The following is a 12,973-nucleotide window of genomic DNA, read 5'->3' as shown; positions in this document are numbered from 1 at the left end:
TCAGCCCTCCAGCCCGGGCAATATGTCGTCCGAGACACTGCCGACGAGTGACCCGTCCGCCACCAGGCGTGCGGCTGCCGCAAGGTCCGGCGCCATGAACCGGTCTTCCTCCAGCGTCGGCACCACGGCGCGCAGCGCTGCCATCGCCTTCTGCAGTTCGGGGCTGGTCGTCAGGGGCTCGCGGAACTCCACGCCCTGGGCGGCCGTCATCGCCTCGATGCCGATGATCCCGAACAGGTTCTCGGTCATCTGCAGCAGTCGCCGCGCGCCGTGGCAGGCCATCGACACATGGTCCTCCTGGTTCGCCGAGGTCGGCGTCGAATCCACCGAAGCGGGATGCGCCATCTGCTTGTTCTCGCTCATCAGCGCCGCCGACGTGACTTCGGCGATCATCAGCCCGGAGTTGAGACCCGGCTTCCTGGCGAGAAACGCCGGCAAGCCGTAGGAAAGGGCGGGATCGACGAGCAGCGCCACGCGACGCTGGGCGATCGCACCGATCTCGCAGATGGCGATGGCGATCTGGTCGGCGGCGAAAGCCACCGGTTCGGCGTGAAAATTGCCACCCGACACAACGCTGCCGTCGGACAGCACCAGCGGGTTGTCGGTGACTGCGTTGGCCTCGATCTCGAGTGTCCGCGCCGTCATCCGCAGCAGGTCGAGGCAGGCACCATCCACCTGCGGCTGGCAACGGATGCAATAGGGGTCCTGCACCCGCTCGTCGCCCTGCAGGTGGCTCTCGCGGATGACCGATCCCTCCAGCAGCCGGCGCAGCGATGCCGCCGTATCGATTTGTCCCTTGTGGCCACGCAGCGTGTGGATGTCGGCGGTGAACGGGGCGGACGATCCCATGGCCGCATCGGTGGAAAGCGCTCCGGTGATCAGCGCCGCCTGTGCGGCACGATGGGCGCGAAACAGTCCCGCCAGCGCCAGCGCCGTCGAGGCCTGCGTGCCGTTGATCAGCGCCAGGCCTTCCTTGGCGGCGAGCACGACGGGCTCAAGCCCGGCCCGCTGCAGCGCCACGAGGCCCGGCAATTTCTCGCCGCCGAAGAAGGCTTCCGCCTCGCCCATCATCACCGCCGCCATGTGGGCGAGCGGGGCAAGATCGCCGGAGGCGCCGACCGATCCCTTTTCCGGGATGAGCGGCGTCACGCCATTCTCGAGCATGCCCTCGATCAGCCGGACCAGCTGCAGCCGGACGCCGGAGGCGCCACGACCGAGCGAGATCAGCTTCAGCGCCATGATCAACCGGACGATGTTGTCAGGCATCGGTGCCCCAACGCCGCAGCAGTGCGAGAGGATCAGGTTGCGCTGGAGCGTTGCCGTGTCGGCGCTGTCGATCTTGATCGAGGCAAGCTTTCCAAAGCCCGTATTGATGCCGTAGACCGGCTCATTGCCGGCAGCGATCGCGGCAATCCGGCCGGCTGCGCGCTCGATGCCTGCGTCGAAGCCGCGGTCGAGGACTGCCGCCTCACCATTCCAGTAGATGCGCGCCAGGTCGGCAAGCGTGACGCTCCCCGGATGAAGGGTGATGGTCATGCTGTGGCTCCCGGTGAGGTGGTGTGGCCTTCGAACACCCGCTGGTGAAGCGGGTTGAAGCCGATGCGATAGACAAGTTCTGCGGGTCGTTCGATGTTCCAGATCGCGAAGTCGGCCGACTTGCCGACCTCCAGCGTGCCGGTCTGGGCCTGGAGGCCGAGGGCCCGCGCCGCCTCGCACGTCACCCCGGCCAGGCACTCGTCGACCGTCAGGCCGAACAGCGTGGCGCCCATGTTCATCGTCAAAAGCAGCGAGGTGAGCGGCGACGTGCCGGGATTGCTGTCGGTGGCGAGTGCGATGCCGGTGCCGGCCGCGCGAAGGGCGGCGATCGGCGGCAGCTGCTTTTCACGCAGGGTGTAGAAGGCGCCGGGCAGCAGGACGGCGACCGTTCCTGCCTCTGCCATCACCCCTGCATCCTCCGCAGACAGATATTCGAGATGATCGGCCGACAGTGCGTCATAAGCGGCGGCAAGCCGCGCTCCGCCCAGATCCGACAGCTGTTCGGCATGCAGCTTCACCGGCAGCCCGAGTGCCTTGGCGGCATCGAAGACGCGGGCGATGTCTTCCGGCGAGAAGGCGATGCCCTCGCAGAAGCCATCGACGGCATCGACCAGCCCTTGCGCATGCGCCGCCTCAAGGCCGGGCAGCACGACATTGGTGATGTAGTCGGCGTTGCGTCCCTTGTAGGCCGGCGGCGTGGCATGCGCTGCAAGCCAGCTCGTGACGATGCGCACGGGGCGGATATCGCCGAGCCGGCGGGCGGCGCGCAGCATATTCAACTCGCCCTCTATCGTCAGCGCATAGCCCGACTTGATCTCGACCGTGGAGACGCCTTCGGCAATGAGCGTGTCTAGCCGCGGCAGTGCCTGCTCGACCAGTTGGTCGACCGACAGAGCATTGGTGGCGGTGACCGAGGAAACGATACCGCCGCCGGCACGGGCGATTTCCTCATAGGTGGCGCCTGCAAGCCGCATCTCGAATTCCAGCGCGCGGTTGCCGCCATAGACGAGATGCGTGTGGCAGTCGACGAGGGCAGGGGTGATCCAGCGGCCGCCGCAATCGGTGACGGGCACGCCGGCGCGATCCGCTGCGGCAAGATCCGCCGCTTGCCCGACGAAAGCGATGCGGCCGTCGCGTACCAGGATGGCGCCATGGTCGATCAGGCCTAGACCTGGGCCTTGACCGGCAAGTGTTGCGATGCGCGCATTGACCCAGAGGCCCGAGCCTCTCACCGGTCCGACGTTAACGGCTGAAATTTGATCCTCAGACATCGTTCTTCCGCCTTCTCTTGTGGCAAAACATGTATATACATTAAGGAAACGAGGCAAGACAAAATTGCGGTCAGAAAGCGAAAGGTCAGCACCATGCAGGTGATCCACGCGGCAACAGCGCTGCTGCCGGAAGGCTGGCGCAGCGACGTGCGACTGACGATCGAGCGCGGCAGCATCCAGGCCATCGCAACCGGCGTCCCGGCTCAAGGTGGCGACGAGCGGCACGCCGTCCTGGTTCCGGCGATGCCGAACCTGCACAGCCATGCTTTCCAGCGGGCGATGGCCGGCCTGGCGGAAACCAGGGGTTCGGGCGACGACAGCTTCTGGAGCTGGCGGGTGCTGATGTACCGCTTTGCGCTGTCCATGACGCCGGATCAGGTGGAGGCGGTGGCCGCGCAGCTGTACATGGAAATGCTTGAGGCTGGGTTCGGACGGGTCGGCGAGTTTCACTACCTGCATCACGACAGCGACGGCGGCTTCTATGCCAACCCGGCAGAGATGGCCGAACGCATTGCTGCAGCCAGCAGCGAAACCGGCATCGGCCTGACGCTGCTGCCGGTCTTCTATGCCCATTCCGGCTTCGGCGGTACCGAGCCCAGCGACGGGCAGCGCCGGTTCATCCATGATCCGGACGCCTTCGCGCGGCTGATGGAGGCCTGCCGCGGCATCGTCTCGCGTCTGCCGGGGGGAGAGCTCGGTATCGCTCCGCACAGCCTGCGCGCCGTGACGCAGGCGGAGCTGGCGACGATCCTTCCGCTGGCGGGCAACGGTCCGATCCACATCCACGTGGCCGAGCAGGTGAAGGAAGTGGAGGATTGCCTCGCCCATACCGGTCTGCGGCCGGTCGAATGGCTGCTCGACCATGCGCCTGTCGATGATCGTTGGTGCCTCATCCATGCCACGCAGATGGCGCCCGGCGAGACGCAGCGGATGGCGGCAACCGGCGCAGTGGCCGGTCTCTGCCCGATCACCGAGGCCAATCTCGGCGACGGCATCTTCAACGGTGCGCCATACCTTGCCGCGGGTGGCCGCTTCGGCATCGGCTCTGATTCGAACGTGCTGATCTCGGTGCCGCAGGAGCTGCGGCAACTTGAGTATTCGCAGCGTCTCTCGATGAAGGCCCGCAACGTCATGGCCGAAGCGGGCGGGTCAACCGGCCGGATGCTGTTCGACGGCGCGTTGGCGGGCGGCGCAGCAGCCTTGCAGGCTTCGGCTGGCCTGGCGCCGGGCGCAAGTGCCGACCTCGTCTCGCTCGATCTCGCAGACGCCGGCTACCTGAAGGATGACCAGATCCTCGACCACTGGATCTTTTCCACCGGGATCTCGGTCGATTGCGTCTGGGTGTCCGGCGTCCGGCAGGTGGAAAAGGGTCGTCACCAGCGCCGCGAGGCGATCAGCCAACGGTTCCGCAAGACCATGCAGGAGCTGTTGTCACAATGAACGCGCAGCGCCCGGCGGGTACCGAGAAAGAGCAGACGCTGCACAGCCGCATTCTCGGCGATCTGGAGCGACAGATCCTCTCCGGCGCCTGGCCGCCCGGTCACCGCCTGCCGTTCGAGGTGGATCTCGCCGCACAATATGGCTGCTCACGGATGACGGCGAACAAGGTGCTGACGCAGCTGGCGCGCACCGGCCTGATCGAACGTCGCAAAAAGTCGGGAAGCTTCGTCGCCCAGCCGGTGGCGCAGGCGGCGGTGCTTGAAATCCACGACATCGAGGCAGAGGTGCGGTCGCTGAACCTGCCTTACACCTTCGCCGTCGAAAAGCGCGTCCGCCGCACGGCGAATGCGGCAGACCGCCTGCATCTGGACCTGACGGAAGGAGCCGCACTGGTGGCGATCACCTGCCTGCACAGCGCCGGCAGCCGACCATTCTGTCTCGAAGAGCGGCTGATCAACCTGGAAACCGTACCGGAGGCAGCGACGGAGGAGTTTTCACAGATGGCGCCGGGCGCCTGGCTGATCAGCCGGGTGCCCTGGAACGCGGCCGAGCACCGCATCCAGGCCATTTCGGCCTCGGCGGCCATTGCCGCTGCACTCGATATCCCGCGCCATGCCGCATGCCTTGTCGTCGAGCGGCGCACGTGGGGCGCCAGCGGGCCGGTCACCTTTGTCCGGTTGACCTATCCCGGCGACCGTCATTCCCTCGTTGCGCGCTTTCATCCGGGCGGCGAAGCCTAGCTGAGCCTCCGCTTCCTGCAGTCGGCCGGCGCCGCTGACGCAATGTTTCTTAATGCGATGAAACACCGCCAGCGCGGCCGATAATTATGGTCAATTCCGGATCATCCAGAGGTGAAATGCCTTTGGATCTAATGGAAGGCCGCCTACATGTCCCGGATACCCTCCCCCCTCCCGTTGCAGCTGTGCCCGATCGCCGGCGCCTTGGTGGCTTGGCTCGCGCTTGGCCCGCTGGCGGTGTCGGCGCAGGAGCAGATGCCGGTGACGGTCGTCGTCGCCCGGCAGGAAGCGGTGACAGAACGCATTCCGGTCGTCGGCTCGCTCGCGGCCAGAGAAGAAATCGAGGTGCATCCTCTCATCCAGCAGAGAGCCATCGAGCAGATCCTGGTCGAGACCGGTCAGCATGTGGAGAAGGGCGAGCCGCTTGCGGTGCTCGATACGACCGACGCCCGCATGCTCCTCGACAAGAACTCGGTCAGCATCCTGCGCGCGAAGGCTGCCGTTTCGGTCGAGGCGAGCCGGCTGGATGTCGCGATGGTAACCGAGGCGGAAGCGCGCAAGACACTGCAGCGCAGTCGTGCGCTGGAAGCCAAGGGTGTCGTCTCTCAACAATTGCTGGATGAACACGAGAACGCCCACGCGCGCGCTGTCGCCCAACTCGGACTTGCGCGGCAGTCGCTGCAGCTTTCGGAAGCCGACGCCGAAATCATCGCTCGCGAGCGCAAGGAAATCGAACTGACGATCGAGCGCAGCACGGTGAAGGCGCCAGATGCCGGACTGGTGCTGCGGCGAACCGCCCGCATCGGCGCCATGACCGCGACGTCATCGACGCCGCTGTTCGTCATCGCCAGGGATGCCGTCATCGAGTTTGTCGCGCAGGTGACGGAAACCAGCTTTGTCCGGCTGCGCGAGGGCATGCGTGCCGAGATCGCCCTGCCGGGTTTTGAGCACCCGCTTGGGGGAACGGTCAGGCTGAACGCCGCACAGCTCGATCCGGCGACACGCAGCGGCGAAGTCCGGATCGAACTGGATGAGATGGCCGGACTTTGGCCCGGGATCTTTGCCCGCGGCAGTATTCTGGCAACGGCCAGGCGCAACATCCTGCTGCCGGGCACCGCCGTAAAGACCGGCAGCGGTGCAAGCAGCGTCTTCGTCGTCACCGACGGGACGGTCGATCTCCGGCGTGTGGTTGTCGGGGTGCGGCAGGACGGCCTCGTGGAGATCATCGAGGGCGTCACAGACGGTGAGATGATTGTCCTCAAGTCGGGCAGCTTCCTAAAGGCCGACGAGAAGGTTCAGCCGGTCATCGTCAGTCTAGACAGGCCATCGCCAAACCGTCTGGCTGGATCCTTCCCGGCACAGGGTGCGGAGGCTGCGCGATGAACACCAACATCTCTGCCTGGGCGATCCGCAACCCTCTGCCGTCGATCCTGCTGTTCGTCATCCTGACGGTCGTCGGCCTCTACAGCTTCGGCAAGCTGCCGATCACCTACTTCCCCACCATCGTCACCCCGGCGGTCAAGGTCACAGTCGAGCAATCCGGCGCCACGCCGATCGAGCTTGAGACCGAGGTGACGCGGCTGATTGAGAATGCCATCGCCTCGCTTCCGGCCATCGATGAGCTGTCCTCGACGATCGGCGAGGGCCGGTCGGTAACCACGGTGGAATTCACGCTCGGGCTTGTGTCTCCCGACCGGGCGATGGACGACGTGCGCGACGCGGTTGCCCGCATCCGCGGCGACCTGCCGGGCACGATCGACGAACCGGTCATCGAGCGCATCGAGGAAGAGGCACAATCGGTCGTCACCTATGCCGTTTCCAGCGCCGACATGTCGATGCCCGAGCTGTCCTGGTTCGTCGACGACGTCGTGACGCGCGACCTGCAGGGCCTTTCCGGGGTCGGGCGGGTGGAGCGCATCGGTGGCGCCGACCGGGAGATCCGTGTCGAACTGGATGCCGACCGTCTGCAGGCGCTGTCGCTGACGGTCAACGGCGTCAACGAAAAGATCATGCAGGCGCAGATGGACCGCTCCGGCGGACGAAGCGACATGGAAGGCGGCGAGCAGGTGCTGACGACCGCCGCCGCCGCAAGAACCGTCGCGGAATTGGCCGACCAGCGCCTGGCGATCGCCGGAGAGAATTCCATCCGTCTGGCAGATGTGGCGGCCGTCCTTGATACGGCGGCCGAACCGCGTTCTTTCGCCACCCTCGACGGATCCGATATGGTCGGCTTTGCCGTCTATCGCTCGCAAGGCGCAAGCGAGGTTGCCGTCGCCAAGGCCGTAGCCGAAACAGTCGAGACCCTCAAGGCGAGCCATCCGGACCTGCGGTTCGGCCTCGTGGACGACAATGTCTCCTATACGGCAGGCAATTACCGCTCGGCGATGGATACCCTGCTGGAGGGCGCAGCCCTGTCGATCGTCGTCGTCTTCCTGTTCCTGCGGGACTGGCGTGCGACGCTGGTCGCCGCGGTGGCACTGCCGCTGTCGATCATTCCGACATTCTTCGCGCTCGACCTTCTCGGCTTCTCGCTCAACATCCTCAGTCTGCTCGCCATCACGCTGGTGACCGGCATCCTCGTCGATGATGCGATCGTCGAAATCGAGAACGTCGTGCGCCATCGCAACATGGGAAAGTCGGCCTACCGCGCCGCCCTCGACGCGTCCGACGAAATTGGCCTTGCGGTCATCGCAATCTCGGCGACGATCATCGCGGTTTTCGCGCCGGTCGGGCTGATGAGCGGCGTCGTCGGCCTCTACTTTCGCGAATTCGGCCTGACGGTTGCCGTTGCGGTGTTCTTCTCGCTGCTGGTCGCCCGGCTGATCACGCCGATCATGGCGGCCTACATCATGACCGGGAGCCCGCCGACCGGAGAACGGAAGGGACGGCTGTCGTCGGCCTATGAGACGCTGCTGCGCTTGAGCCTGCGCTGGAAGTGGATGACCGTCGGCTCCGCCTTCATCCTTTTCGCACTGGCACTGGTCTCGCTGATGTCGGTCCCGACCACATTCCTGCCGGCCGAAGATACCGGACGCCTGATGCTTACCGTCGAACTGCCGCCCGGCGCGACGCTTAACGACAACCGAACCGTGACGGATAGGATCGCCGCCGAGGTCGGGCAGATCAGGGAAGTCGAGGGCGTCCTCGTTCGCGCCGGATCCAGCATGAGCGGCCAGCAGGACGTGCGCTACGCCGTCGTCTCCGTCGATCTGGTGCACAAATCCAAGCGCGACCGTTCATCCTTCGCCGTCGAGGCTGAGATCGAAAAGTCGCTCGCGGTGATACCCGACGTCCGGCTGAGGTACCTCAACAACCGCGGCGGCCGCGACCTGTCCTTCGCCATCCTCGGGAGCGACGGGATAGCCGTCCAGAGCGCTGCCGATGCCATTCTACGCGAGATGGCTGAGGACCGGAGCTTCCTCAGCCCGGCCAGCGACAATGTCGCGATGCGGCCGGAACTGCGGATGACCGTACTTTCGGACAAGGCGGAAACGCTCGGCGTCTCCGCCGCAACCATCGCCAGCACCATGCGCATCTCGACCATCGGCGACGTCGACAGCCGGCTGGCGAACTTCATCGAGGGGTCGCGCCAGATCCCCATTCGCGTCGTGCTCGACAGTGATGCACGCGGCCGGCTTCCCATCTTCCAGACGCTGAGCGTTCCTGCCGCCAACGGAAGCCAGGTGCCTCTCGCGGCAGTCGCGGAGATCAGCTTCGACGAGACAGTGGCGGCAATCGACCGTTTCGACCGCCAGCGCCGCATTGAGATCGGCGCCGACATGGCCGAGGGTCTGACTTCGGGCCAGGGCCTCGAGCGGCTGATGCAGCTGCCCAGCGTCGAGAACCTGCCCGCCGGCGTGCGCGTCCAGGCCACCGGCGATTCCGACACGGAAGGCGATGTGTTCGAAAGCTTCGCGGTGGCCATGGGCGCCGGCATCATGCTCGTCCTCATCGTCCTGATCCTGCTGTTCAAGAGCGTCCTGTCGCCCTGGACCATTCTTGCATCCCTGCCGCTGTCCATCGGCGGCGTTGCCGCAGCGCTTCTCGTCAGCGGCAATTCAATTTCGCTGCCCGTGGTCATCGGCATCCTGATGCTGATGGGCATCGTGACCAAGAACGCCATCATGCTCGTCGATTTCGCCATCGAGCGGGAAGCGCACGGACTGCCGCGGATCGAAGCCATCGTCGAGGCATGTCTGGAGCGGATCCGCCCGATCGTCATGACGACGCTAGCGATGGTCGGCGGCATGCTGCCCTCCGCCTTCGGCGTCGGCGATGGCGGTGAATTCCGGGCTCCAATGGCCATCGCGGTAATCGGCGGACTGCTGCTTTCCACCGTGCTGTCGCTGATCGTCATCCCCTCGCTGCACCTCATCCAGTCAGGTTTCGGCGATCGCCTGAACCGTCTCTTCCGGCCGTCCCTCCAGTCGGCCGAAGCGGGTCTCCGCGATCGCTGAATACGGCGCGCCGTGCCGCCCCACATGGCGCCTGCCGACGAGGCCGATCAGCCACTCTGGTCGGCCTCGTCTCGTTTCGCATGAACTGCGCGTCATCGGTTGCCGGTCCGAGACCGGCCGGATAGACTCTCCGCGCAGCCGCAACAATTCTTCATAAACCGAAACATTGACCGTCTGGGCGCCGTGCGATGTGCTGGAGCCAGGACCAACACGGACGGCGAGGCAACCGGTGCAAGCAAATACCGCGAACGCAAAGATCCTGATCGTCGAGGACGACCCGGAGATCGGCAAGCTGCTGGCGCTTGCCGTGCAGGAAAACGGAATGGTTGCCACCGTGGCCGAGGACGGGCAGGTGATGAACGCCCTGCTGCGCAGCAACGACTATGATCTGATCGTCCTGGATGTGATGCTGCCCGGCGAAGACGGCCTCAGCATCTGCCGCCGGATCCGCTCGGAGAAGACGACGCCGATCATTCTGCTGACGGCGCTCGGCGAGGAAATCGACCGTATCGTCGGGCTAGAGGTCGGGGCCGACGATTACGTCACCAAGCCGTTCAGTCCGCGCGAAGTGGTGGCGCGCATTCGCTCCCTCCTGCGGCGGGCGTCCTACGGGCTGGTGAACAGCACGGCCCAGCGCAAGCTGCGCTTTGAAGGCTGGCAGATCGATCCCTTGCGACGACAGTTGCACGACCCCAGCAATGCGAGAGTTGCCCTGACGACCACCGAATTCGACCTGCTGCTGGCCTTCTGCCGCAATCCGGGGCGCGTCATCACCCGCGAGGAGCTTCTGTCGCTGACCCATACGGGACTTGCAGGGCCGATCGAGCGCAGCGTCGATGTGCATATCAGCCGGCTGCGCCAGAAGATCGAGGCCGATCCGAAGATCCCGGTCCTGCTGCAGACCGTCCGGCTCGGCGGCTACATGTTCACCGCATCCGTCGATCAGGGCTAGGCCCGGCCGGCTTTCATCAAGCAGCCAACAGAAGAAGCCGGGACATGCCCGGCTTCTTCTGTTGGTGCGGCTGGCGTCCGGTCTAGAACTTGTAGCCGACGAACAGCGACGTGGAGGGCTGCAGCTCGTCCTTGACGATCGGGCTGTCGGCGGCATCGCCGGTCAGCACGGCAAGGCTTGCCTCGCCGCGAACCAGCCAGTGTTCGCTCAGCATGTAGGTGGCGGATGCGGAGACCTCGACCTGCTTCAGACCGGCTTCGGCCTTGTATGCGGCAAGACCGGAATTCGCCGACTGGATTGCATCGACGCCAAAATAGGCCTGCATGTGTTTGTCGTTGGCGACGACGCCTTCAATGCCGGCGCCGAGGATCAGCTTCTCGGTGACCGGGACGTTGAATTCGGCGCCGAACGTGCCGATCAGGCTTTCGCTGCCTTCAATGGTCTGGTCGACCGTCGCATACAGTTCGAGGCCCTGCCAGGTGTAGGAGGCCTTGGCGCCGACGGTTGCGGCAAAATCGATATCTCCCAAGCCTCTCAGGCGGTCGTCATCGTCCTGGTCTCGACCAGTCTCGTAGCCGACTCGGCCCGCAAGCGCGAAACCATCACGTTGATAGGCCGTGACGGTGACGCCGCCCGGATCGATCTCGAGCCAATCGCCATAAGTGAAGACGACGACCGGCAAGGGGCTGACCTCGAACTTGTCGCTGCCTTCGTATTTTGGCGAATAGCTTCCGCCCGCGCCGACGATCAGGCTCCAGTTGCGGACAGGCGGCTCGGCATTGAACCGCTCCTGATCAAATGGCGGCTCCGGCGATTGATCGGCAAGGCCGGTATCGGCGGCATTGGCGATCGATGCCGAGGCGGCAAGTATGAGCGTGACGCCCACGACGCCTGACAGGGCGCTTGAGTGTAGTCGCCGGTGGGTCCGTTGAAGTAAAGACATAGGTGCTCCAGTTATTTGACACGGACGTCGCCGGCGCTCGCCGCGGACCGTGTGTGCAACACATCCGTCGTCTCACGAACGGCTGCTGCACGGCGTGTTTTTGCGTTACGAAATGTTGCGGGTGCTCTGCAGACGACGGTATCAGGGCGCTTCGGCGACCTACAGACGTTGCAAGCCAGCCTTCTTGGACAGACACAAAACTTAATGTCCGGATCGCGCGACGGGCACTATCCTGCGCCACCCCGGCTCTGCCACAACAATGTCATCCGTCGTCATCCGGTGCGCCGCACCCTGGGAGGTCTCTTGCGATTTCGCCTGCCGCTGTCGGGTTCGACCATTTACGGGCAGATCACGGTCATCATCGTCGTCTGCATGATCATCGTCATCATCGGCGGCTCGACGCTCGAGCGCTGGGTCCGCGACGATTACAACGTGCCCGACCTGGAGGTGCTGTCGGAAAAGATGGCGGCGATCGGCTCCCTGGTTGCCGTTGCCACACCGGCGGAGCGACAGGAGATCATCGAGATCGCCGGGCGCGGTGGATGGCGCCTGTCGCTGCAGCCGCTCTCGGTTGCCGACCGCTTCACCACCTCGTCGACGGACCAACCGTTCATCCAGGCCGCCACCGACTGGTTCTTTCCGCCCGATGACGGGTCGACGCCCTATGGAGGCTGGAGAACCTTTCTCGATGACAAGCGGGTGATCTCGGTAAAGGTCGATGATGCGACCCTTCTTCTCCTCGAACAGGTGCCGACCAGCCTCCTGAGCAGCGATGCCCTGAGTTTCGGCTCCAACTATCTCGTCGCCATGGTGACACTGATCCTGCTCTTCTTCATCTTCGCCGTCTGGGCGATCACACGTCCACTGCGGCGGATCGCGGTGGCGGCGATGAAAGCCGATATATCGCTCGGACCGGCACCCTTCGAAGAGCGCGGCAGCGTCGAGATCGTCGCACTCGCGCGCGCCCTGAATGCCATGCAGCGCCGCATCTCGATCATGATCGAAGGCAGAACCCGTATGCTGCGCGGCATCAGCCACGATCTTCGCACGCCGCTGACGCGGTTACGGCTGCGCACCGAGCGTCTGCAAGATGAGGAGACGCGCGATGCCCTGCTCGGCGATATCCTGCGCATTGACCATCTCTTGAAGGAGAGCCTCGGCTACCTGCGTGACAATCACCAGCGTGAGCCCTCCCAGCGTGCCGACCTGGCTTCGCTCCTGCAGACCATCTCCGACGAGTTTGCCGATATGGGGCATGACGTCACCTACGACGGCCCGCCGAGACTGATCGCCGAGTTCAGGCCGCTCGCCATCACCCGGGCGGTGACGAACCTTTGCGAGAACGGCATCAAGTTTGCGACACGGGTCGAAATCGGGCTGAAGACGATCGACGCCGAGGCGATCATCGAGGTAGCGGACGATGGCCCCGGCATTACCGAGCAGTATCGCGAGCGGGTGATGGAGCCGTTCTTCAAGATCGATGCCGCCCGCGGCGGGTCCGACACCGGTTTCGGTCTCGGCCTGTCGATCGTGACAGAAATCGTCGAGGCTCATCATGGCCGCTTCGAACTGCTTGATCGGATGCCCCACGGACTGATCGCGACGATCCGGCTTCCGCTGGGAAGGCAGTAAGCGAC

The 12,973-nt window shown here is 64.9% G+C and carries 9 protein-coding genes; 6 read left to right on the top strand and 3 right to left on the bottom strand.

All coding sequences use genetic code 11. The features are described 5' to 3' along the window. Complete coding sequence (hutH, locus tag AAIH46_RS15955; RefSeq protein ID WP_430306959.1) at positions 1-1,536, bottom strand: histidine ammonia-lyase; 1,536 nt, start codon at positions 1,534-1,536, stop codon at positions 1-3. Beyond that, a complete protein-coding gene (gene hutI, locus AAIH46_RS15950; protein WP_430306958.1) occupies positions 1,533-2,807 on the bottom strand; it encodes an imidazolonepropionase in 1,275 nt (424 codons plus the stop codon). The genes hutH and hutI overlap by 4 nt, the downstream gene beginning before the upstream one ends. 93 nt (positions 2,808-2,900) lie before the next feature. On the opposite strand from hutI, the gene AAIH46_RS15945 reads away from it, so the two are divergent. The 5 genes from AAIH46_RS15945 to AAIH46_RS15925 all read left to right on the top strand — a co-directional run bounded on the left by AAIH46_RS15945 (position 2,901) and on the right by AAIH46_RS15925 (position 10,393). Then, complete coding sequence (locus AAIH46_RS15945) at positions 2,901-4,247, top strand: formimidoylglutamate deiminase (protein WP_430306957.1); 1,347 nt, start codon at positions 2,901-2,903, stop codon at positions 4,245-4,247. Further along, positions 4,244-4,987 carry a histidine utilization repressor gene (gene hutC / locus AAIH46_RS15940; protein ID WP_430306956.1) on the top strand — a complete coding sequence of 248 codons (744 nt, stop codon included), beginning with the start codon at positions 4,244-4,246 and terminating at the stop codon, positions 4,985-4,987. The genes AAIH46_RS15945 and hutC overlap by 4 nt, the downstream gene beginning before the upstream one ends. 147 nt (positions 4,988-5,134) lie before the next feature. Continuing rightward, positions 5,135-6,367 carry an efflux RND transporter periplasmic adaptor subunit gene (locus AAIH46_RS15935; RefSeq protein WP_430306955.1) on the top strand — a complete coding sequence of 411 codons (1,233 nt, stop codon included), beginning with the start codon at positions 5,135-5,137 and terminating at the stop codon, positions 6,365-6,367. Next, on the top strand, positions 6,364-9,441 hold the full coding sequence (locus tag AAIH46_RS15930) for an efflux RND transporter permease subunit (protein ID WP_430306954.1): 3,078 nt from the start codon (positions 6,364-6,366) through the stop codon (positions 9,439-9,441). Before AAIH46_RS15935 ends, AAIH46_RS15930 begins: the two co-directional genes overlap by 4 nt. 229 nt (positions 9,442-9,670) lie before the next feature. Then, complete coding sequence (locus tag AAIH46_RS15925; protein ID WP_430306953.1) at positions 9,671-10,393, top strand: response regulator transcription factor; 723 nt, start codon at positions 9,671-9,673, stop codon at positions 10,391-10,393. An 82-nt stretch (positions 10,394-10,475) separates the two neighbouring features. On the opposite strand, the gene AAIH46_RS15920 is transcribed toward AAIH46_RS15925, so the two are convergent. Then, the gene (locus AAIH46_RS15920; RefSeq protein ID WP_430306952.1) at positions 10,476-11,336 is read right to left on the bottom strand and encodes a MipA/OmpV family protein; all 861 of its coding nucleotides are present in this window, start codon (positions 11,334-11,336) and stop codon (positions 10,476-10,478) included. A 204-nt stretch (positions 11,337-11,540) separates the two neighbouring features. On the opposite strand from AAIH46_RS15920, the gene AAIH46_RS15915 reads away from it, so the two are divergent. Further along, positions 11,541-12,968 (top strand): ATP-binding protein, encoded by a 1,428-nt coding sequence (locus tag AAIH46_RS15915; RefSeq protein ID WP_430306951.1) that lies wholly within the window; start codon positions 11,541-11,543, stop codon positions 12,966-12,968. The last annotated feature ends 5 nt before the right edge of the window (positions 12,969-12,973 follow it).

Source organism: Rhizobium sp. 0TCS1.26 (assembly GCF_050455525.1).
In the GTDB taxonomy this organism is placed as follows: domain Bacteria; phylum Pseudomonadota; class Alphaproteobacteria; order Rhizobiales; family Rhizobiaceae; genus Neorhizobium.
This window is presented reverse-complemented; position numbering and strand designations above follow the sequence as displayed.

Coding starts and splice junctions, on each gene's coding strand:
- AAIH46_RS15935 (WP_430306955.1), top strand. CDS start 5,135: ATGTCCCGGATACCCTCCCCCCTCCCGTTGCAGCTGTGCCCGATCGCC.
- AAIH46_RS15945 (WP_430306957.1), top strand. CDS start 2,901: ATGCAGGTGATCCACGCGGCAACAGCGCTGCTGCCGGAAGGCTGGCGC.
- AAIH46_RS15930 (WP_430306954.1), top strand. CDS start 6,364: ATGAACACCAACATCTCTGCCTGGGCGATCCGCAACCCTCTGCCGTCG.
- hutC (WP_430306956.1), top strand. CDS start 4,244: ATGAACGCGCAGCGCCCGGCGGGTACCGAGAAAGAGCAGACGCTGCAC.
- hutH (WP_430306959.1), bottom strand. CDS start 1,536: ATGACCATCACCCTTCATCCGGGGAGCGTCACGCTTGCCGACCTGGCG.
- AAIH46_RS15920 (WP_430306952.1), bottom strand. CDS start 11,336: ATGTCTTTACTTCAACGGACCCACCGGCGACTACACTCAAGCGCCCTG.
- AAIH46_RS15915 (WP_430306951.1), top strand. CDS start 11,541: ATGTCCGGATCGCGCGACGGGCACTATCCTGCGCCACCCCGGCTCTGC.
- hutI (WP_430306958.1), bottom strand. CDS start 2,807: ATGTCTGAGGATCAAATTTCAGCCGTTAACGTCGGACCGGTGAGAGGC.